We start from the raw sequence: 19,882 nt of genomic DNA on the forward strand, positions 1-19,882 counted from the left end.
GGAGAGAGGTATCTGGTGCGAGAGCAGAGCAGGCAGTTCCCCCCTGCTATGCCGGGTCACACCTTGCGTTACCCGGCATACATTTACCCTCAAAATATGTGTAAAACGTGACCTCTGGCAGATTTACACGCCTTTACGCTATACTAGCCGCGTAAATAACCGGCTCAACGCTACGAGCGGGTACTCAATGTCTCTTCACAGTATTATCTCTGAGGATCTGGCGAGAAGCCGGATAAACTATGTTAAACAGTATCTTAGTCATACTTTGTCTAATCGCTGTCAGTGCATTTTTCTCGATATCGGAAATCTCTCTGGCCGCATCCCGTAAAATCAAACTTAAGCTGCTCGCCGATGATGGCAACCTTAATGCCCAACGGGTCCTGAAAATGCAGGAAAATCCGGGGATGTTCTTCACCGTAGTGCAAATTGGCCTTAATGCCGTCGCCATCCTGGGCGGTATCGTCGGCGACGCCGCATTCTCCCCGGTGTTTCATAGCGTTTTCTCTAACTACTTCTCTCCTGAACTCTCCGAGCAACTGAGCTTTATCCTCTCCTTCTCGCTGGTGACCGGCCTGTTCATTCTGTTTGCCGATTTGACCCCGAAACGCATCGGTATGATTGCGCCCGAAGCCGTGGCTTTGCGCATCATCAACCCGATGCGCTTCTGCCTGTTCGTGTTCCGCCCGCTGGTGTGGTTCTTTAACGGCCTGGCAAACACCATCTTCCGCCTGTTCAAGCTGCCGATGGTACGTAAAGACGACATCACCTCTGATGACGTCTACGCGGTATTTGAAGCCGGTGCGCTGGCAGGGGTGCTGCGTAAGCAGGAGCATGAGCTGATCGAGAACGTGTTTGAGCTGGAGTCGCGTACCGTGCCGTCGTCAATGACCGGCCGCGAGAACGTGATCTGGTTCGATCTGCACGAAGACGAGCAGAGCCTGAAGAACAAAGTGGCGGAACATCCGCACTCCAAGTTCCTGGTCTGTAATGAGGATATTGACCACATCATCGGCTATGTGGATTCCAAAGACTTGCTGAACCGTGTGCTGGCGAACCAGAGCCTGGCGCTGAACAGCGGCGTCCAGATCCGCAATACGCTGATTGTGCCGGACACCCTGACGCTCTCCGAAGCGCTGGAAAGCTTCAAAACCGCCGGGGAAGACTTCGCGGTAATCATGAATGAATACGCGCTGGTGGTGGGGATCATCACGCTCAATGACGTGATGACCACGCTGATGGGCGATCTGGTGGGCCAGGGTCTGGAAGAACAGATTGTGGCGCGTGATGAGAACTCATGGCTGGTGGATGGCGGTACGCCGATCGACGACGTGATGCGCGTGCTGGATATCGACGAGTTCCCGCAGTCCGGTAACTACGAGACCATTGGCGGCTTTATGATGTTTATGCTGCGTAAGATCCCGAAACGCACCGACTCGGTGAAATTCTCGGGATATAAGTTCGAAGTGGTGGATATCGACAACTACCGCATCGACCAGCTGCTGGTGACGCGCATCGACAACAAGCCGACCGTGCTGGTGCCGAAACTGCCGGACGCCGAAGAGAACGCGTCGGCCTAAGCCAGAAACATCAACGGCTCCCTGGGGAGCCGTTTTTTTTACTGCGATTTTTTTACTGCATAGCACGTTGGTTAAGCCATCTCAGTTTGCAGACGCATAACCTGACGGTTGACTTCGGACATCACAGAAAAGTGCTGTTTATCCTTCACTTTTGGGACAAGGATTTTGCCCTTATCGAACTCAAAAGCGCCAACATCCTTGATATACAACCGTCCACGGAACAGGATTTTTACGTATTTCGCCACCTGAAGCGGATTGTAGCGTTGGAAAATTTTCATTCTATTATCTCCTGCGAATCATACGCTCTTGCGGCACCACAATCGGGCCGACCCTCTGGAGCGCAAATTTATTGCCCAATGACTATAGTCCAGAAAAACGGTGATACCCAGTCTGCATAAGTTTATTTACCTTTTGATGACAAATAATCAGAATATTCTTTGCAATGGTAACTTTCGAGCAGTATAAGCCTTCGTTTTTGCGCAGATATGTGCGTTCCGCCTCACTCTGGCACCGGGATTGCGGGTAAAGCGCCGCAATCGCACTTATGATTAAACGTCAGACCAAGTGGTCGGATCACCTGCTAAAAAATAAGGAAACACCATGACTCTACGTAACATTCTGGCAACTGCCTGCCTGATGCTGCCACTGATGGCTTCCGCACATAATTTTGATAAGGGACAACGTGTGCCGCCGGTGGGCATTGCCGACCGGGGAGAATTGATCCTCGACAATGATAAGTTTAGCTATAAAACCTGGAATAGCGCGCAGCTCCCAGGCAAAGTGCGAGTTGTGCTACATATTGCCGGTCGCTCGTCAGCAAAAGAGAAAAACGCAACCTTAATTGAAGCGATCAAGGCGGCAAATTTACCAAGAGATCACTACCAGACGACCACCATCGTCAATACCGACGATGCGATTCCTGGCTCTGGCATGTTTGTACGTAGCAGCCTTGAGAGCAATAAAAAGCTCTATCCGTGGTCGCAGATTATCGTCGACAGCAACGGCACGGCGCGCGCCGCATGGCAGCTGCAAGAAGAGAGTTCAGCGATTGCCGTGCTGGATAAAGAAGGCCGCATTCAATGGGCCAAAGACGGATCGCTGACGCAGGAAGAGGTGCAGCAGGTGGTTGCCCTGCTGCATAAGCTGCTCGGTCAGTAAAGCGAGACACGGAAGCCGGGATTGAGGAACGATTCACGCGGGGTATAGTCGAGCGGCTTGCCCTGCCAGTCGTGAACGTGTGCTCCCGCAGCGGCGGCAACGGCGTGACCTGCCGCCGTATCCCAGACGTTTGTCGGCCCAAAGCGGGGATACAGCTGCGCCTGCCCTTCTGCTACCAGGCAGAACTTCAGCGAGGAACCGATCGACGTCGTCTGATGCTCACCTAACTGATGCAGGTACTCCTGCAGTTCGTTATCGGCGTGCGAGCGGCTGATGACCACCAGCGGTGGCCGGGCATCACGCACCTGAATCTGTTTACGCACGCCACACTCTTCTTTCCAGGCTTTGCCTTCGGCGGCGCTATACATCACGTTCAGCACCGGGGCATAGACCACACCCAGCACCGCTTTGCCATTCTCAATCAGGGCAATGTTGACGGTGAATTCACCATTACGTTTGATGAACTCCTTGGTGCCGTCCAGCGGATCAACCAGCCAGTAACGTTGCCAGTGCTGGCGCTCTTCCCACGGCTGAGGATCTTCTTCTGACAGCACCGGAATATCGGGCGTCAGCGCCTGCAGACCTTGCAGGATCACTCTGTGTGCCGCGAGATCCGCTGCGGTTACCGGCGAGTCATCGATTTTGCTGAGCACGTCCATCGGGATCTTGCCATCATAGACCTGCATAATGGCATCGCCCGCATCCCGTGCGAGCTGACAAATTTTATCTAACATTCTCCACCTCTTTGTTAACACAGTGGGTTTAACTCTTTGTTTTATTTATATCGCATTGTGAATAAATCCGCTATCTGTGAAGCAATTCCGGTTTCAGGGCACTTTTTTCTGGCAGGATTCACAATTCTGTAAGCAAAAAAATATAGATACATATTCTTTTGTGGCCTGCTTCAAAAAAAGGACTCCTCTGATGATTAAGTTTAGCGCAACGCTCCTGGCGACGCTGATTGCCGCGAGCGTACAGGCAGCGACAGTTGATCTCCGCATTATGGAAACGACCGACCTGCACAGCAATATGATGGACTTCGACTACTACAAAGATGCACCGACGGAAAAATTTGGCCTGGTTCGCACTGCCAGCCTGATTAATGCCGCCCGTAGCGAAGTGAAAAACAGCGTGCTGGTCGATAACGGGGACTTAATTCAGGGTAGTCCGCTTGGCGATTACATGGCGGCGAAAGGTCTGAAAAAGGGCGATGTGCATCCGGTCTATAAGGCGCTGAACACCCTGGACTACGCGGTGGGTAACCTCGGCAACCACGAGTTTAACTACGGGCTGGATTATCTACACATGGCGCTCTCCGGAGCCAAATTCCCGTACGTTAACGCCAATATCATCGACGTTAAGACCAATAAGCCGCTGTTAACTCCTTATCTGATCAAAGAGACGACCGTGGTCGATCAGGACGGGAAAACACAGACCCTGAAGATTGGTTATATCGGTTTTGTACCGCCGCAAATCATGACCTGGGATAAGGCCAACCTGAGCGGCAAAGTGACGGTCAATGACATTACGGAAACTGCACGTAAGTATGTGCCGGAGATGCGTGAGAAAGGCGCCGATCTGGTGGTCGTCGTGGCGCACTCGGGTCTGTCTGCCGATCCGTATCAGGCGATGGCGGAAAACTCCGTCTACTACCTCAGCGAAGTGAAAGGCGTTGATGCCATTCTCTTCGGCCACGCGCACGCAGTGTTCCCGGGCAAAGATTTCGCCAGCATTAAAGGGGCTGATATTGCCAAAGGAACGCTGAACGGTGTACCTGCTGTCATGCCGGGCATGTGGGGGGATCACCTCGGGGTGGTTGATCTGGTGCTGAATAATGACGGCGGCAAATGGCAGGTGACGCAGTCGAAGGCCGAAGCGCGACCGATTTACGATCTGGCCGCCAAAAAAGCGCTGGTGGGTGAGGATAAAAACATCGTCGAGGTGCTGAAACACGATCACGACGCTACCCGTGAGTTTGTCAGCAAACCGATCGGTAAATCCTCGGACAACATGTACAGCTACCTGTCGCTGGTGCAGGACGATCCCACCGTGCAGGTAGTGAACATGGCGCAGAAAGCCTACGTGGAGCGCTATATTCAGGGCGACCCGGACCTGGCGAAACTGCCGGTACTCTCTGCTGCCGCGCCATTTAAAGTGGGCGGACGTAAGAACGATCCGGCCAGCTACGTCGAAGTGGAAAAAGGCCAGCTGACTTTCCGTAACGCCGCCGATCTCTATCTCTATCCGAACACCCTGGTAGTGGTGAAAGCGACCGGCCAGGAGGTGAAGGAGTGGCTGGAGTGCTCTGCCGGACAATTCAACCAGATCGATACGAACAGCCCCCAACCGCAGTCGCTGATTAACTGGGACGGGTTCCGTACCTATAACTTCGACGTAATCGACGGCGTGGAGTATCAGATTGATGTCTCGCAGCCGGCAAAATATGACGGCGAGTGCCAGGTAGTAAATGCCCAGGCGGAGCGTATCAAAAACCTGACCTTTAACGGTAAGCCAATCGATCCTAAAGCGACCTTCCTGGTGGCGACCAATAACTATCGCGCCTACGGCGGTAAGTTTGCCGGAACCGGCGACAGCCATATCGCCTTCGCTTCACCGGATGAGAACCGCTCGGTGCTGGCTGCGTGGATCGGTGAGCAGTCGAAAAAGAGTGTTGAAATTCATCCGGCAGCGGACAACAACTGGCGTCTGGCACCGATCGCCAGCAAGGTGAAGCTGGATGTTCGCTTTGAGACGTCGCCATCAGAAAAAGCGGCGGCGTTTATCAAAGAGAAAGCGCAGTATCCGATGCAGCAGGTCGCAACCGATGAGATTGGGTTTGCGATTTATCAGGTAGATTTAAGCAAATAACAGAAGTGAGGGTTTCTGAAGGCCGGGTAAGGCGAAGCCGCCCCCGGCAGTCAGACCGCAAAACGGCGTGAAGAAGTGCTTTGTATCGATAAAACGGTGGCTAAAAAGGGTGGCGGACAGAGAGCAAGATCGACTACCTCCAGCGCCTACACCCTCTTTGCCCCTGCAGCGTTAAATTTTGTCCTGATTAACACGGGAAGAAAGCGCCTGATGACTCTCTTTTCGCTCGCTGTAACGATCGGCAAGATAGCCGGTTTGCCCCTTCAGCAGTAGCGTGATCTTAAATAGCTCCTCGGTGACATCGACAATACGGTCATACCAGGAAGAGGGCTTCATCCGGCCGTTCTCATCAAATTCCTGCCAGGCTTTCGCCACTGAGGACTGGTTGGGGATAGTGAACATCCGCATCCATCGACCCAGAATGCGCATCTGGTTCACGGCGTTAAAAGACTGCGAACCGCCGCACACCTGCATGACTGCAAGCGTTTTGCCCTGCGAAGGACGGATCGCGCCTTCACTTAAGGGTATCCAGTCGATCTGCGCCTTCATAATTGCGCTCATCGCCCCATGTCGTTCCGGGGAACTCCAGACCATACCGTCACACCATCTGACCAGACCGCGCAGCTCGGTGACTTTCGGGTGCGTATCCGGCGCATCATCTGGCAGGGGTAAACCAGAGGGGTTAAAGAGTTTCACCTCCGCGCCCATCGCCGTCAGCAGGCGACCGGCCTCCTCTGCGGCAAAGCGGCTGTAGGAGCGCTCCCTTACTGAGCCATACAGGATCAGAATCCGTGGCGGCTCCTGCAGGTGCAGGCGTCCAGCGATGTGTCGATCAAAGCATTCAGTGTTCAGGGCAGGAAATTGTTCCATTTTTCTCCTCCGGGGAGAACAGGTGATTTCAAAATCAATACATATGAATTAGCATATGTGTATTCTAAAGGGAACGGAGTGAATCATGCTACAACCTGTTCAGCTTTTTAAAATTCTGTCCGATGAAACACGGCTCGCCATCGTGATGCTGCTGCGGGAGTCTGGAGAGCTGTGTGTCTGCGATATCTGCGCGGCCACCGCTGAATCGCAGCCCAAAATCTCACGACATATGGCTATTCTCCGCGAGGCGGGGCTGGTGCTTGACCGCCGGGAAGGCAAGTGGATCCACTATCGCCTGTCACCCCACATACCGGCGTGGGCAGCGGAGACCATCACGTCGTCCTGGCAGTGTCTGCGGGAGGATGTACGTCAATGGCTGAACAAATCAGCCTGCACCGCCTGCTGAGACAGAAAAACACATTCACATAATCATATATAATGGAGTCTGAAATGCTTGTGGCAGGGAGTATATTTTTACTGACGCTGGTACTGGTGATCTGGCAACCCAGAGGCCTGAGTATTGGCTGGAGCGCGAGTATCGGGGCTGCGCTGGCGCTGGGGACCGGTGTCATTCATATTGCTGATATTCCCGTTGTCTGGAATATCGTCTGGAATGCGACGGCGGCATTTATTGCGGTCATCATTATCAGCCTGCTGCTTGATGAGTCCGGTTTCTTTGAATGGGCCGCACTGCACGTCTCCCGCTGGGGTAACGGACGTGGCCGCCTGCTGTTTACCTGGATAGTGTTACTCGGTGCCGCCGTTGCTGCGTTATTTGCCAATGACGGCGCCGCGCTGATCCTGACGCCAATTGTGATTGCGATGCTGCTTGCACTGGGGTTCAGCCAGGGCACGACACTGGCCTTTGTCATGGCCGCAGGATTTATCGCCGATACAGCCAGCCTGCCGCTCATTGTGTCTAACCTGGTGAATATCGTCTCGGCGGATTACTTCGATCTGGGCTTTGCGCAGTACGCCTCCGTAATGATCCCTGTGGATATGGCCGCGATTGCAGCCACGCTGTTCATGCTGCATCTCTTCTTTCGCAAGGATATACCGGCGACGTATGACATTTCGCTGCTGAAAACCCCTGCCAGTGCGATAAAGGATCCGGCAACCTTCAGGGCGGGCTGGATTGTGCTGTTACTGCTGCTTATCGGTTTCTTTGTACTGGAGCCGATGGGGATCCCGGTCAGCGCGATAGCGGCTTCCGGCGCAGCGGTGCTGTTTGCGGTAGCGAAAAGAGGCCATGCCATCAATACGGGGAAAGTCCTGCGCGGTGCGCCATGGCAGATCGTTGTTTTCTCGCTGGGCATGTATCTGGTGGTCTATGGTCTGCGTAATGCAGGGCTTACGGAGTACCTGTCAGGCGTACTGAACCTGCTGGCAGCTAAGGGGTTATGGACCGCAACGTTCGGCACCGGCATTCTGACGGCATTCCTGTCGTCGGTGATGAACAATATGCCAACGGTGCTGATTGGCGCGCTGTCGATTGACGGCAGTACCGCGACGGGCGTTGTCAAAGAGGCCATGATTTATGCCAACGTGATTGGCTGCGATTTAGGCCCGAAAATCACCCCGATTGGCAGTCTGGCAACCCTGCTGTGGCTGCATGTGCTTGCCCAGAAAAATATCACGATCACCTGGGGATACTATTTCCGTACCGGCATTATCATGACGGTGCCCGTGCTGTTAGTCACTCTGGCCGCGCTGGCGTGGCGGCTCTCTGTCACTTTGTAATGAGATATTGATATGAGCAACATTACCATTTATCACAACCCGGCCTGCGGCACTTCACGCAACACGCTGGAGATGATCCGTAACTGCGGTAACGAACCGACCATCGTTTACTATCTCGATACGCCACCGACCCGGGACGAGCTGATTAAACTGATTTCAGATATGGGGATTGGAGTTCGCGAACTGCTGCGTAAGAACGTTGAACCCTATGAACAACTGGGTCTTAGTGAAGAGAAATTTACGGATGAGCAGTTGATTGATTTTATGCTTCAGCATCCGATCCTGATTAATCGTCCCATCGTAGTGACGCCGCTTGGCACACGTCTTTGCCGCCCGTCAGAAGTCGTGCTGGATATTCTGCCGGAAGATCAGAAAGGCGTGTTTACCAAAGAGGATGGCGAGAAGGTCATTGACGAAACGGGGAAGCGGGTTAAGTAATCTGTCCACGTCACGTTAACGGACGCCCGTGTACTCTGTGCGGGCGTCCGCCTGTCGCGCATAGCAGATATAAAACGTAGTACAGAGTGCGCCAGATGAGGATCAGCGATACCTCCCCCCTGGATTATCCGTTTTACCGTTTTAAGAGATCGTCTGCTGTTCCAGGGAGAGAGTTCCCTGCCTGAGGATGTTCCGGATCACACCAGGCATTCATTAACTGCCTCAAAATGTAGATAAGCCCGGAAACAATCAGTAGCGCGGATAAAACAGCCAGCATAGCTAATGTCATAAGAAACTCCTTATTCTCACTTTTCTTGCTACAGAATCTTAGAACGGATTTTTCATTTGTCATTAGCATCCTGAAATTTTTACGTCGGCCACCTCTGTTACCTGGTCGGTGGGGGGAGCCAGGCAGCTACACCAGGTAATAACGCTGGCTGAACAGCCTGATATTCTCTCGACTTGGCGACAGCCGTAGTCTCCACCCTGCCCTGCCTTAAACCTTGCCGCCTCCTGCTCAACCTGTATACGCACGACTTGCTGCTGGCGCTGACGCCAGATGCTCACCACTGGCCTCTCTACACAGTCAGAGACGTACGGTTTCGGCAGGACTTCTGTTTCTGTTTCACCGTCAATGGTGACGGCGATAAATACCCGACCCAATGTTTGCCTGTCATCGTTCCGCAATCGCTATCCTTCACTGTGCATTTATTACATTTTCCCCGTATGCCTTCATTTCAGAATAAAGTCGCTCTGGCTGGAAAAAACTTAACGCATTGTTATCACCCTAATTATCGACCACTGACATCTTTGTTTCGTATTTTCTCTATAAAAAATCTGAGCTAATATTTATACGCCACAATAAAAAGGAGGTTTTTCCATGCTTAAAAATAAAAATCTCAAAGTTACATGCCCGTATTGCGGCAGCCCGTTCCTGACGATGCCCAATGACTTTGATTTTGAAACCAACTTTGTTGACGTAAGTTGTGTTGAGTGTGGTCGAGAAATTAATAAGGATGATGTTCTACAGCAAGATGTCGATGCGACAAGAAAACGCGATGATGAAACTATCGAAGCTGTTTTTAAAGGAACCCCGTGGGAACGAAAATAATTTTCAGGTAACCAGCCTTGTCCATCATCTACGGGGCCACAGTTTGCGGTCGTGGCACCGTTGAAACCCTACCTGATAATCACCTGGCCATTATTCATGAGCAGCATCCCGGATATTTCCGAGGGGACGCTATCCGATTCAGTACAGTGAACATAATTTACATAATGGGCTAAAAAGGAGTGCATGATTGGGTGTGATGCCGGGTGCCTCCCGGTGACTCTATGCCAGACCACAGAACCGCGCTACTCACCTGCCTGTCTGGACGCCCCGCCGCATAGGGGGATTCATCACAGGCACAGCCTAGTCGTCTTCCTGCCATAAAGCTATTTTTATCTGTTTTATTTATTAAACGCGAAAAATTTGTCCGATAAATTTATTTTTCTGGCCCGCTTTCCTTTTCAGTGCGAAATATTTTACATCCCTCTTATTTTTAACCGGTTCCTGCTTGCGGGGACCGGTCAGAAATATTTTTACCTGGAATATTTAAGGCGCCAGCACACGGGTTTACGCGCATCGCCGGTGATCGGCCATGAAGCCACCCGCGACGACCCCGGGAGATATCGGAGATCTTTTTGCCGGAGGGTATCAAAATCTGAGCGAGGCGGATTATGCCGCCACGCCGCTCCTCGCAAAGAGCGTGAAAAGCACCCTGTAATTGTTAAAAAGTGGTTATTTTTGGTGGCATCCCTGTGGGTCATCTCTGATAATGAAATCTGACCCGCGAGGAGGCTCACCGTGCAAGGCGTACCCGAACAGTTCTTCGATGAGAGAGACAGCGCGCGCTTTCGCCATCTGGCGCAGCTGCCGGGCGTCGAACTGTATCATGCCCATATTTCACGCTACGCCTTTGAGCCGCACACCCACGAGGCCTTTGGTATCGGCGCAATTGAAGCCGGTGCCGAACGCTTTCGCTATCGCGGAACGCAGTACGTTGCCCCCGTCCATTCCGTCGTTACCATGAATCCTGATGAGCTGCATACCGGCGAAGCCGAAACCGCTGACGGCTGGCGCTACCGGATGATCTACCTCGAGCCGGATCTGCTGGAAGAGGTGACGGGCATTCGCCACTGGTGGTTCAGCGATGTCACCCGCCACGATCCCCGTCGTTCGCAGCAGATATGCCAGCTGATCTATGGCCTGTGGCACACCGACGACCCGCTGGCGCAAAAAGGCCTGCTGCTGGATCTGATTGATACCTTCACACCGCTGGCGCGCCATGCCCCGGTCCTGCACGAAGGGACGCATCGCTTCGAGCGCGTGCGCGACTATCTGCACGATAATTACATGCACTCTCTGACGCTTGATGAGCTGGCGCAGGTGGTGTCGCTCAGCCCGTACCATTTTCAGCGCCAGTTTAAGGCCCATTTCCACGTCACGCCCCATCAGATGCTGATGGCGATCCGCCTGTGGCGCGCCAAAGACTTCCTCACCCGGGGGCTGCCGGCGGCAGAGGTGGCTGCCGCGACGGGCCTGACCGATCAGTCGCACCTGACCCGGGCGTTTACCCGGCGGTATGGCATCACTCCCGTGCGTTACCAGAAGCAGGTCGCAAAGCGCTAATGCGCAATCTCATACAATACGCCCCCCTTTTGCCTTTCTACACTGCCAGCAGGTTTAGCGAAAATGGATACAAAAATGGTTAGTGGCGTAGTTTACGCCCTGCTTGCAGGGCTAATGTGGGGGCTGATTTTTGTCGGTCCGCTGATTGTGCCGGAGTACCCGGCGGCATTGCAGTCGATGGGGCGCTATCTGGCGCTGGGGCTTATCGCTCTGCCGATCGCCTGGCTGGGCCGCGCGCGCTTACGCCAGCTGAAACGCCAGGACTGGCTGACCGCGCTGGCGCTGACCATGATGGGCAACCTCATCTATTACATCTGCCTGGCCAGCGCCATCCAGCGCACCGGCGCTCCCGTCTCGACGATGATCATCGGCACCCTGCCGGTGGTGATCCCGGTATTTGCCAATCTGCTCTACAGCCAGCGTGACGGCAAACTGGCGTGGTCGAAGATGGTGCCAGGCCTGATCGCCATTGCGCTGGGGCTGGCCTGCGTCAACGTTGCCGAACTGCGTCATGGCGCGGCTGGGGGCAGCGGCTGGCGCTATGTCTCCGGGATCCTATTGGCGTCGGTGTCGGTGGTTTGCTGGGCATGGTATGCGCTGCGTAATGCGCGCTGGCTGCGGGAGAACCCGGACAAACATCCGATGATGTGGGCTACCGCGCAGGCGCTGGTGACGCTGCCGGTGTCGGTGCTGGGCTATATCGCCGCCTGCGCCTGGCTGAATGTGCAGCAGCCGGAATTCGCCCTGCCGCTGGGGCCGCGCCCCTGGGTCTTCCTCGGACTGATGGTGGCGATTGCCATCTGCTGCTCGTGGGTGGGTGCCCTGTGCTGGAACGTCGCCAGCCAGAAATTGCCGACGGTGATCTTAGGCCCGTTGATAGTCTTCGAAACTCTGGCCGGGCTGCTGTATACCTTCCTGATGCGCCAGAGCCTGCCGCCGCTGTTAACCGGTACGGGGATAGTGTTGCTGGTCGTGGGGGTGGTGATCGCCGTCAGCGCGAAGCCGGAAAAGCCACTGGTTGTTCCGGCTTCTCAACCATAGAAAACGCCCGGCGGCGCTTTACCTGTCGGGCCGACAAAACCCGCAGGCCGGGTAAGGCGCAGCCGCCACCCGGCATCACGCCGCATGTTCATCCCGGTGACTCATCACCTGCGGTAAATTCAGCTCAATCCAGTCGGCCAACGCCGCAACCTTCTCACTCACCGCTTCCCCCAGCGGCGTCAGGCTGTACTCCACGTGCGGGGGCACCACCGGATACGACACGCGATTGATAAAACCATCCTGCTCCAGCGCCTGAAGCGACTGGGCTAACATCTTCTCGCTCACCCCGCCCATCTTGCGCCGCAGATCGCTAAAGCGATGCGTCCCCTGACGCAACGCCACCAGGATCAGCACACCCCAGCGGCTGGTGACGTGCTTGAGTACATCCCGGGAAGGGCACTGTTCGGCAAAAAGATTGCCGTCGCGCATTTGTTCGCTGAGGGTGAGATTGCTCATTTGATACTTACCTTTTTGTACGTACTTACTCAAAGTTAGCTTGGGTGGTAGTGTGCCATAACATTCACACGAGACGAAGGATATTCATCATGATCGCCATTACCGGAGCTACCGGCCAGCTTGGCCAACACGTTATTGAAAAGCTGCTGGAGACCGTTCCGGCCAGCCAACTGGTCGCCATTGTGCGTAACCCCGCCAAGGCCGAAGCGTTGAGCCAGCAGGGCGTGACCTTCCGTCAGGCCGATTACACCGACCAGACCGCCTTCACCGCCGCGCTCGCGGGCGTGGATAAACTGCTGTTGATCTCCTCGAGCGAAGTAGGCCAGCGTGCGGCGCAACATCAGAACGTGATTAATGCAGCAAAGGCGGCGGGCGTGAAATTTATCGCCTATACCAGCCTGCTGCATGCCGATACCTCGCCGCTGGGGCTGCACGTGGAGCACGTCGCCACCGAAAAAGCGCTGGCCGAATCCGGCATTGCTTACGCCCTGCTGCGTAACGGCTGGTATACCGAAAACTATCTTGCCAGCGCCCCGCCTGCGCTGGAGCATGGCGTGTTCATCGGCGCTGCGGGAGAAGGCAAAATTGCCTCCGCCACCCGTGCCGACTATGCCGCCGCTGCCGCGCGCGTCATCAGCGAAGAGGGTCATGCCGGGAAAGTCTATGAGCTGGCGGGCGACCAGGCGTGGACATTAAGCGAACTGGCTGCCGAACTAAGCCACCAGAGCGGTAAAAATGTGGTGTATCAGAACCTGAGCGAGGCCGATTTTGCCGCCGCGCTGAAGAGTGTCGGTTTACCGGCGGGCCTGGCCGATATGCTGGCCGACTCCGATGTCGGTGCCTCAAAGGGCGGTCTGTTTGATGACAGTCATACGCTGAGCGCGCTGCTGGGTCATCCGACGACCTCCCTTGCGGAGAGCGTGAAAGGCATCCTGTAGCTGTCAAAAAGGGTGATTTTTGCGGCGTCTCTGCGGGTCATCTCCGGTCGTGAAAACTGGCCCGCACGGTTGGCGCTACCGGATGATCTCCTTCGAGCCGGAACTGACGGAAGAGGCAACGGGCATTCGCCACGGGGTGTTCCGGCTTACTTACCGCGAGATAAACGTAAAACGGCAACCCAGGGGTTGCCGTTTTTATGTGTGCTCCCTCTCCCGATGGGAGAGGGTTGGGCTGTACAAGCCGCAGGCCGGGTCAGGCGTAGCCGCCACCCGGCGTCTGTCAGAAGGTTTCCCAGTTAGCGTCCGTGGTCGCAAGCACCGGTTTCGCTTTTGCGGTATAGGTTTTCACTGGTGTCGCTTTGGCCGCCTGGCCGTGAACGATCTTGAACACCGCCACCGCCTCATTCAGACGTGCCGCCTGCTCTTCCAGCGCCGCCGCCGCTGCCGCAGACTCCTCTACCAGCGAGGCGTTCTGCTGGGTCACGCGATCCATCTCGGCCACTGCCTGACCCACCTGGTCAATACCGCGGCTCTGCTCATCCGAGGCGGAAGCGATTTCGCCCATGATGTCGGTCACGCGGGTTACGGCGCTGACGATTTCCGCCATTGTCGCCCCGGCTTCATTCACCAGCGCGGACCCCGCACTGACGCGCGCGCCCGAGTCGTCAATCAGGCCTTTGATCTCTTTCGCGGCCTGGGCGCTGCGCTGGGCCAGGGTACGAACTTCCCCTGCTACCACCGCAAATCCACGCCCTTGCTCACCAGCACGTGCCGCTTCTACCGCTGCGTTCAGCGCCAGGATGTTGGTCTGGAAGGCAATGCCATCGATCACGTTGGTGATCTGAGCGATTTTGCTGGAACTGGTGGCAATCTCGTCCATGGTACGCACCACGCCTTCGACGACGTTGCCGCCTTTTTTCGCAGTGGATGAGGCATCCAGCGCCAGACGTGACGCCTGACGGGCGTTATCGGCGTTCTGCTTCACGGTTGCGGTTAACTGCTCCATGCTGGCTGCGGTCTCTTCCAGCGAGGCCGCCTGCTGCTCGGTACGGGAAGAGAGGTCGTTACTGCCTGCGGAGATTTCACCGGCACCGGTGAAAATGGTATCGGCCCCATCGCGCACCACGCCCACGGTGTTGGCCAGCGCCTTTTGCATCTCATGAACGTTATGCGCCAGCAGCGCCATTTCGTTCTGCCCCTGCCCATCGATCGGTTGCGTCAGGTCGCCTGCGGCAATAGCGCGAATATGCGCGATCACCTCATGCAGCGGCTTCAGCAGCACGTTGCGCATGGCGATCCAGCTGGCAATAATCACTGCCACGACAATCACCATAACGGCGGAGAGGATCCACAGGATACGCTTGTAGTCGTTTTCGTTATCGGTGATGCCTGCGCTGGCCAGCTTCGCCTGCGCTTCACGCCATTCGCGGTACACCGCCTGCATTGCCACCTGCTTCTGCTCGGCATTCTGCTTGAACATATCGTCCAGCTTGCCCTCTGCCAGCAGCGCATTCATATTCGTCAGCGTAGTGTGGTAAGCGCGGTACTGCTCTTCCAGCCGATCGGCCAGCTTCTCGTCCAGCCCTGGGGTTTCCGGCAGGGCGTAATATTTGTCGTAATGCTCCTGAGCTTCATTCAGCCGGGCTTTACCGGCGGTGACCAGCTCACCCAGTTGCGTACCGTTGATCTCGGTCGCCGTGCTGCTTTGCAGACGGAGCATGCCGCGGTTAAGGGTTACGCGCGCCTGGTTCAGGCTGATCCACGCGTCAGTAAACTCTGCCACGTTCTGGCTGGATAGCTGGGAGACGGTGAAATTGTCCTTATCATTGTTCAGGGCATTGATAAAAACCGTCGCGGCGATGATCTGCATCAGCCCGAGCACCAGCAGTACCGAAACTAACAGGGTGATTACTTTAATACGTTTGAACATTCTCAGCCTTCTTTTGCAGGATATTGACTGAGGGGTATATCGGCAGAGAAGGCATGTTATTTAACATTGGGTGGTCTAACCACCTCAATTATTTGGAAATAATCAAATCCATTCAGCAAGTTAAAACATAAGAAATTTTTGATAATTTACTGACTTTATTCCCTGTGCCCCTAAAGGGTTATATCCTTGCCTTAAAGATGTATTTAAAATGCATGTTATTAAATCACGATGAGGTAACAATGATGGCCTTCCGCGACCAACCTTTAGGCGAGCTGGCGCTCTCCATCCCACGCGCTTCCGCGCTGTTTCGTAAATACGATATGGATTACTGCTGTGGCGGTAAGCAAACCCTGGCGCGTGCAGCATCGCGTAAGGAACTGAATCTGGATCTCATCGAAGCTGAACTGGCAAAACTGGCTGAGCAACCGCTGGAAAAAGACTGGCGCAACGTGGCACTGGCAGAGATCATCAATCACATCATCGTGCGTTACCATGACCGCCACCGCGAACAGCTGCCGGAACTGATCCTGCAGGCGACCAAAGTGGAGCGCGTTCATGCCGAGAAAGCCTCTGTACCGCGTGGCCTGGCGAAGAGCCTGACCATGCTGCATGAAGAGTTGTCCAGCCACATGATGAAAGAAGAGCAGATCCTGTTCCCGATGATCAAACAGGGAATGGGCAGCCAGGCGATGGGGCCAATCAGCGTGATGGAAAGCGAGCATGATGACGCGGGTGAACTGGTGGAAGTGATCAAACACATCACCCATAACGTTACCCCACCGGCGGATGCCTGCACCACCTGGCGCGCGATGTATAACGGGATTAACGAGATGATCGACGACCTGATGGAGCACATCAGCCTCGAGAATAACGTGCTGTTCCCGCGGGCGCTTGCCGGGGAATAATAAGACTATTGCAGCCTGATGCCCTCTCCCACAGGGAGAAAAAGACAGATAAAAAAAACGGCAACCGAAGTTGCCGTTTTGCTTTTACCTTACGCCTGCCATTCTTTTCTTACCAATAAACAGCCAGCCCAGCCCCAGTGCGATAAACCACAGCGGCGTGACGATCAGCGCCTGACGGGTATCCTCTTCCAGCGTCAGCAGTACCAACACAAACACGAAGAACGCCATGCAGACCCAGCACATAAACTTGCCCAGCGGCATCTTATAGATGGACTTTTCATGCAGGTGCGGACGCTGTTTGCGGTACACCAGGTACGAGCACAGGATGATGGTCCAGACGAACATGAACAGGATCGCCGAGACGGTGGTGATCATGGTGAACGCACCGATGACGCTTGGGTTCACGTAAAGCATCACCACGCCGCCCAGCAGGCAGATACAGGAGAAGGTCAGCCCTTTCGCCGGAACCGCACGCTTTGACAGCTTGGCGAATGCACTCGGCGCCACGCCTTCCTGCGCCAGACCGAACAGCATACGGCTGGTGGAGAACACACCGCTGTTGGCCGAAGAGGCCGCGGAGGTCAGCACCACGAAGTTAATCAGGCTCGCCGCAGCCGGCAGGCCAACCAGTACAAACAGCTCCACGAATGGGCTCTTGGTCGGTACGACGGAACTCCACGGCGTAACGGACATAATAATGACCAACGCAAACACATAGAACATGATGATACGGATCGGAATGGAGTTAATCGCCCGCGGCAGGGATTTCTCAGGATCTTTGGTTTCTGCAGCGGTAGTCCCTACCAGCTCAACCCCCACGAAGGCGAAGACCGCAATCTGGAAACCGGCAAAGAATCCGCTCAGCCCTTTCGGGAACCAGCCGCCGTCATTCCACAGATGGGAGAACGAGGCTTCTACGCCCGTCGGCGAAGTAAAGTGAGTCATGACCATCACCAGGCCGACCACAATCAGCCCGACAATGGCGACGATTTTAATCATCGCGAACCAGAACTCCATCTCACCGAACATTTTTACGGTGGCGAGGTTAAGGCTCAGCAGCAGAACAATTACCGCCAGCGAGGCAACCCAGTCCGACAGTCCGGGGAACCAGAACTGCGCATAGGCCGTAATGGCGACAACGTCGGCCATCCCGGTAACCACCCAGCAGAACCAGTAGGTCCAGCCAGTAAAGTACCCCGCCCACGGCCCAAGAAGGTCGGACGCAAAGTCGCTAAAGGATTTGTATTCGAGATTCGAGAGCAGCAATTCACCCATTGCACGCATCACGAAAAAGAGCATAAAGCCGATGATCATATAGACAAAAATGATCGACGGACCCGCAAGGCTGATGGTTTTGCCTGACCCCATAAACAGCCCGGTGCCAATGGCACCGCCAATGGCGATAAGCTGAATATGACGGTTTGTGAGATTACGCCGTAGCGATTGTTCAGACGGTGCCTCTTCGTCGGCAACGACTTTTACCTGATCTACCATGTGATGTTTTCCTGTTGTTACTGCCTGTGTTGTTTAGGCTCTTCTGGCCCTTTATTACGTCGAAAAGCGACGGCCCGGTTAAGGACTCATCGATATTAGGTAAGAATCGGCGGGATGAATACTATGATTTAAATATTATGTTAACAATATGTTGAAAGTGAGTGGCATATCACTTAAGCAACGCAAAACAGCTCACAAAAATACACTTACTGTGACCATTTGCAAGATAATCTGTTGATTGTCGCGTAACTATAGGTTTTTAAACTGAATTCCCCTCCCCGGCTGGGGAGAGGAAAGAGAGCGGAATTACAGAATTTCCAGCAGCTCAACTTCAAAGACCAGGGTGCTGAATGGCGGAATGGACGCGCCTGCGCCACGCTCGCCGTAGGCCAGGTTCTGAGGGATAGTCAGTTCCCATTTGGAGCCTACCGGCATCAGCGTCAGGGCTTCGATCCAGCCTGGGATCACGCCGTTGACCGGGAATTCAGCCGGTTCGCCACGGGCAACAGAGCTGTCGAACACGGTGCCGTCAATCAGTTTACCGGTATAGTGCACGCGAACATGGTCGGTACGCGCCGGAATTGCGCCATCACCCTGATTGATCACGCGGAACTGCAGACCGGTTTCGGTGCTGTTCACGCCTTCGCGCTCACGGTTTTCTTCGAGGAACTTTTCGCCTGCCGCGGCCATCTCTTCGAAGCGCGCGCGACGTACGGAGTCAGCACGTTCGTGGATTTCGCGCAGCGCGCGGTGAACCACATCTACCGGAACCGCCGGATGTTTACCTTCCAGCGCATCGGCGATACCCGCCACCAGCGCTTCAGGTAACAGACCTTGCAGACCTGATTCGCTCAGCTGCTGTCCTACCTGCAAACCAATACCGTAGCTTGCCTGCGCTTCGATTGTGTCAAAAGTCGGGGTGGTCATGGGATTTCCTTCCATCACATTTAAAGTAGCGGGCAGCATAACAGCCACCTTCCATCCGGTAAAACTTTGTCGCATGGAAAGATGACAAATTGCGATGAAACGGAAACAATAGAGGCTATCTGGATTTTTCCCGAATGTGTGTCACGGAAGCCCGCTTTACTACGCTCATCAGGCAGTTAGCGAACTATACTTCTTGGGACAGGAAAAAAGACGCGGAGCAGGAGGAGAGCCATGCCCGGGCCATTTGAACTAAAACCTACCCTGACGAAAATCTGGCATGCGCCAGACAACTTTCGCCTCATGGACCCGCTGCCGCCCCTGCACCGCAGAGGCATTATCATCGGTGCGCTGATGGTTATCGTTGGTTTTCTGCTGCCAGGGGCTGACGACAGCGCGACAACGCCTGTCCGGCGGGATGCCGAACTGGATTTCCGCTCGCAAACGCAGCCGCAACCCGATACCCAGCCGATGCAGACGCAGCTGGTCTCCCCGACAAACGATCCAGGCCAGATGGCGCCGGTAGAGCCGGAGCCAATTCAGGAAGAGCAACCGCAGGAGCAGGCCGCCGCACCTGTGCAGTCGCAGCCGGTGCCAGGTATTGAACAGCAGTGGCGTTCCTATCGGGTAGAGTCAGGCAAAACGATGGCGCAGCTGTTCCGCGATCACAACCTTCCTCCGACTGACGTCTATGCGATGGCGCAGGTTGAGGGCGCAGGCAAGCCGCTGAGCAATTTGCAAAACGGTCAGATGGTACAGATCCGCCAGAACGCGAGCGGCGTGGTGACAGGGCTGACCATCGACAGCGGCAATGGTCAGCAGGTACTGTTTACTCGTCAGGCTGACGGCAGCTTTGTTCGCGCTAAATAGCG

Annotated in this window: 21 protein-coding genes; 13 read left to right on the forward strand and 8 right to left on the reverse strand. The window is 54.9% G+C overall.

The genetic code is table 11. From position 1 onward, the window contains the following. The first annotated feature begins 239 nt into the window (after positions 1-239). Positions 240-1,577 (forward strand): hemolysin family protein, encoded by a 1,338-nt coding sequence (locus ABIE02_RS11640; protein WP_032616224.1) that lies wholly within the window; start codon positions 240-242, stop codon positions 1,575-1,577. A 71-nt stretch (positions 1,578-1,648) separates the two neighbouring features. Here the strand turns inward: ABIE02_RS11640 and ABIE02_RS11645 are convergent, their stop codons facing one another. Beyond that, entirely contained in the window at positions 1,649-1,855 is a 207-nt protein-coding gene (locus tag ABIE02_RS11645; protein WP_032616223.1) for a DUF1107 domain-containing protein, read from the reverse strand. A 322-nt stretch (positions 1,856-2,177) separates the two neighbouring features. Between ABIE02_RS11645 and ABIE02_RS11650 the strand changes: the two genes are divergently transcribed. After that, positions 2,178-2,735, forward strand: a complete 558-nt coding sequence (locus tag ABIE02_RS11650; RefSeq protein ID WP_032616221.1) for a YtfJ family protein — start codon at positions 2,178-2,180, stop codon at positions 2,733-2,735. Here the strand turns inward: ABIE02_RS11650 and cysQ are convergent. Beyond that, a complete protein-coding gene (cysQ, locus tag ABIE02_RS11655; RefSeq protein ID WP_032616220.1) occupies positions 2,729-3,469 on the reverse strand; it encodes a 3'(2'),5'-bisphosphate nucleotidase CysQ in 741 nt (246 codons plus the stop codon). The two genes, ABIE02_RS11650 and cysQ, sit on opposite strands and share 7 nt — an antisense overlap. 190 nt (positions 3,470-3,659) lie before the next feature. Between cysQ and ABIE02_RS11660 the strand changes: the two genes are divergently transcribed. Further along, positions 3,660-5,603, forward strand: a complete 1,944-nt coding sequence (locus ABIE02_RS11660) for a bifunctional 2',3'-cyclic-nucleotide 2'-phosphodiesterase/3'-nucleotidase (protein WP_336994942.1) — start codon at positions 3,660-3,662, stop codon at positions 5,601-5,603. 171 nt (positions 5,604-5,774) lie between these two features. On the opposite strand, the gene arsH is transcribed toward ABIE02_RS11660, so the two are convergent. Further along, positions 5,775-6,473, reverse strand: coding sequence for an arsenical resistance protein ArsH (gene arsH / locus ABIE02_RS11665; protein WP_336994943.1), 699 nt, complete (start codon positions 6,471-6,473; stop codon positions 5,775-5,777). 85 nt (positions 6,474-6,558) lie between these two features. Between arsH and ABIE02_RS11670 the strand changes: the two genes are divergently transcribed. From ABIE02_RS11670 to arsC, 3 genes are read left to right on the forward strand one after another with little or no spacing between them, the layout of a single operon-like run. Further along, entirely contained in the window at positions 6,559-6,879 is a 321-nt protein-coding gene (locus ABIE02_RS11670; protein WP_059308889.1) for a transcriptional regulator, read from the forward strand. Positions 6,880-6,923: 44 nt separating this feature from the next. Beyond that, positions 6,924-8,213: an arsenic transporter gene (locus ABIE02_RS11675; protein ID WP_336994944.1), complete on the forward strand. Its 1,290-nt coding sequence runs from the start codon at positions 6,924-6,926 to the stop codon at positions 8,211-8,213. A gap of 12 nt (positions 8,214-8,225) precedes the next feature. After that, positions 8,226-8,651 carry a glutaredoxin-dependent arsenate reductase gene (arsC, locus tag ABIE02_RS11680; protein ID WP_336994945.1) on the forward strand — a complete coding sequence of 142 codons (426 nt, stop codon included), beginning with the start codon at positions 8,226-8,228 and terminating at the stop codon, positions 8,649-8,651. Between the two features lie 133 nt (positions 8,652-8,784). Here arsC and ABIE02_RS11685 read toward each other — a convergent pair whose 3' ends face one another. Beyond that, on the reverse strand, positions 8,785-8,940 hold the full coding sequence (locus ABIE02_RS11685) for a hypothetical protein (protein WP_156107305.1): 156 nt from the start codon (positions 8,938-8,940) through the stop codon (positions 8,785-8,787). A gap of 591 nt (positions 8,941-9,531) precedes the next feature. Between ABIE02_RS11685 and ABIE02_RS11690 the strand changes: the two genes are divergently transcribed. The 4 genes from ABIE02_RS11690 (at position 9,532) to ABIE02_RS11705 (ending at position 12,363) form a co-directional block, all read left to right on the forward strand. Next, positions 9,532-9,762, forward strand: a complete 231-nt coding sequence (locus tag ABIE02_RS11690) for an ECs_2282 family putative zinc-binding protein (protein ID WP_032616213.1) — start codon at positions 9,532-9,534, stop codon at positions 9,760-9,762. A gap of 529 nt (positions 9,763-10,291) precedes the next feature. Then, entirely contained in the window at positions 10,292-10,417 is a 126-nt protein-coding gene (locus ABIE02_RS11695) for a hypothetical protein (RefSeq protein ID WP_255212375.1), read from the forward strand. Between the two features lie 80 nt (positions 10,418-10,497). Continuing rightward, a complete protein-coding gene (locus tag ABIE02_RS11700; protein ID WP_336994946.1) occupies positions 10,498-11,322 on the forward strand; it encodes an AraC family transcriptional regulator in 825 nt (274 codons plus the stop codon). A gap of 75 nt (positions 11,323-11,397) precedes the next feature. Then, positions 11,398-12,363, forward strand: coding sequence for a DMT family transporter (locus ABIE02_RS11705; protein ID WP_336994947.1), 966 nt, complete (start codon positions 11,398-11,400; stop codon positions 12,361-12,363). Positions 12,364-12,438: 75 nt separating this feature from the next. Here ABIE02_RS11705 and ABIE02_RS11710 read toward each other — a convergent pair whose 3' ends face one another. Continuing rightward, positions 12,439-12,819 carry a winged helix-turn-helix transcriptional regulator gene (locus ABIE02_RS11710; protein WP_032616210.1) on the reverse strand — a complete coding sequence of 127 codons (381 nt, stop codon included), beginning with the start codon at positions 12,817-12,819 and terminating at the stop codon, positions 12,439-12,441. Positions 12,820-12,908: 89 nt separating this feature from the next. Between ABIE02_RS11710 and ABIE02_RS11715 the strand changes: the two genes are divergently transcribed. Beyond that, complete coding sequence (locus ABIE02_RS11715; RefSeq protein WP_336994948.1) at positions 12,909-13,757, forward strand: SDR family oxidoreductase; 849 nt, start codon at positions 12,909-12,911, stop codon at positions 13,755-13,757. 280 nt (positions 13,758-14,037) lie between these two features. On the opposite strand, the gene ABIE02_RS11720 is transcribed toward ABIE02_RS11715, so the two are convergent. Then, a complete protein-coding gene (locus tag ABIE02_RS11720) occupies positions 14,038-15,687 on the reverse strand; it encodes a methyl-accepting chemotaxis protein (RefSeq protein ID WP_336994949.1) in 1,650 nt (549 codons plus the stop codon). Between the two features lie 242 nt (positions 15,688-15,929). Here ABIE02_RS11720 and ytfE point away from each other — a divergent pair, with 242 nt between their 5' ends. Next, entirely contained in the window at positions 15,930-16,592 is a 663-nt protein-coding gene (gene ytfE / locus ABIE02_RS11725; RefSeq protein WP_032616207.1) for an iron-sulfur cluster repair protein YtfE, read from the forward strand. 84 nt (positions 16,593-16,676) lie between these two features. Here ytfE and cycA read toward each other — a convergent pair whose 3' ends face one another. Both cycA and fklB read right to left on the reverse strand, forming a co-directional pair. Further along, positions 16,677-18,086 carry a D-serine/D-alanine/glycine transporter gene (cycA, locus tag ABIE02_RS11730; protein ID WP_032616206.1) on the reverse strand — a complete coding sequence of 470 codons (1,410 nt, stop codon included), beginning with the start codon at positions 18,084-18,086 and terminating at the stop codon, positions 16,677-16,679. A gap of 306 nt (positions 18,087-18,392) precedes the next feature. Then, a complete protein-coding gene (fklB, locus tag ABIE02_RS11735) occupies positions 18,393-19,013 on the reverse strand; it encodes an FKBP-type peptidyl-prolyl cis-trans isomerase (protein ID WP_032616205.1) in 621 nt (206 codons plus the stop codon). 231 nt (positions 19,014-19,244) lie between these two features. Between fklB and ABIE02_RS11740 the strand changes: the two genes are divergently transcribed. Continuing rightward, on the forward strand, positions 19,245-19,880 hold the full coding sequence (locus ABIE02_RS11740) for an OapA family protein (RefSeq protein WP_032616204.1): 636 nt from the start codon (positions 19,245-19,247) through the stop codon (positions 19,878-19,880). Positions 19,881-19,882 lie beyond the last annotated feature (2 nt).

Source organism: Leclercia sp. 1548 (genome assembly GCF_050435045.1).
Taxonomy (GTDB): Bacteria; Pseudomonadota; Gammaproteobacteria; order Enterobacterales; family Enterobacteriaceae; genus Enterobacter; species Enterobacter adecarboxylatus.

Coding starts and splice junctions, on each gene's coding strand:
- ABIE02_RS11710 (WP_032616210.1), bottom strand. CDS start 12,819: ATGAGCAATCTCACCCTCAGCGAACAAATGCGCGACGGCAATCTTTTT.
- ABIE02_RS11740 (WP_032616204.1), top strand. CDS start 19,245: ATGCCCGGGCCATTTGAACTAAAACCTACCCTGACGAAAATCTGGCAT.
- ABIE02_RS11675 (WP_336994944.1), top strand. CDS start 6,924: ATGCTTGTGGCAGGGAGTATATTTTTACTGACGCTGGTACTGGTGATC.
- ABIE02_RS11690 (WP_032616213.1), top strand. CDS start 9,532: ATGCTTAAAAATAAAAATCTCAAAGTTACATGCCCGTATTGCGGCAGC.
- ABIE02_RS11650 (WP_032616221.1), top strand. CDS start 2,178: ATGACTCTACGTAACATTCTGGCAACTGCCTGCCTGATGCTGCCACTG.
- arsC (WP_336994945.1), top strand. CDS start 8,226: ATGAGCAACATTACCATTTATCACAACCCGGCCTGCGGCACTTCACGC.
- ABIE02_RS11715 (WP_336994948.1), top strand. CDS start 12,909: ATGATCGCCATTACCGGAGCTACCGGCCAGCTTGGCCAACACGTTATT.
- ABIE02_RS11660 (WP_336994942.1), top strand. CDS start 3,660: ATGATTAAGTTTAGCGCAACGCTCCTGGCGACGCTGATTGCCGCGAGC.
- ABIE02_RS11640 (WP_032616224.1), top strand. CDS start 240: ATGTTAAACAGTATCTTAGTCATACTTTGTCTAATCGCTGTCAGTGCA.
- cycA (WP_032616206.1), bottom strand. CDS start 18,086: ATGGTAGATCAGGTAAAAGTCGTTGCCGACGAAGAGGCACCGTCTGAA.
- ABIE02_RS11670 (WP_059308889.1), top strand. CDS start 6,559: ATGCTACAACCTGTTCAGCTTTTTAAAATTCTGTCCGATGAAACACGG.
- ABIE02_RS11720 (WP_336994949.1), bottom strand. CDS start 15,687: ATGTTCAAACGTATTAAAGTAATCACCCTGTTAGTTTCGGTACTGCTG.
- cysQ (WP_032616220.1), bottom strand. CDS start 3,469: ATGTTAGATAAAATTTGTCAGCTCGCACGGGATGCGGGCGATGCCATT.
- ABIE02_RS11695 (WP_255212375.1), top strand. CDS start 10,292: ATGAAGCCACCCGCGACGACCCCGGGAGATATCGGAGATCTTTTTGCC.
- ytfE (WP_032616207.1), top strand. CDS start 15,930: ATGGCCTTCCGCGACCAACCTTTAGGCGAGCTGGCGCTCTCCATCCCA.
- ABIE02_RS11685 (WP_156107305.1), bottom strand. CDS start 8,940: ATGACATTAGCTATGCTGGCTGTTTTATCCGCGCTACTGATTGTTTCC.
- ABIE02_RS11705 (WP_336994947.1), top strand. CDS start 11,398: ATGGTTAGTGGCGTAGTTTACGCCCTGCTTGCAGGGCTAATGTGGGGG.
- fklB (WP_032616205.1), bottom strand. CDS start 19,013: ATGACCACCCCGACTTTTGACACAATCGAAGCGCAGGCAAGCTACGGT.
- arsH (WP_336994943.1), bottom strand. CDS start 6,473: ATGGAACAATTTCCTGCCCTGAACACTGAATGCTTTGATCGACACATC.
- ABIE02_RS11645 (WP_032616223.1), bottom strand. CDS start 1,855: ATGAAAATTTTCCAACGCTACAATCCGCTTCAGGTGGCGAAATACGTA.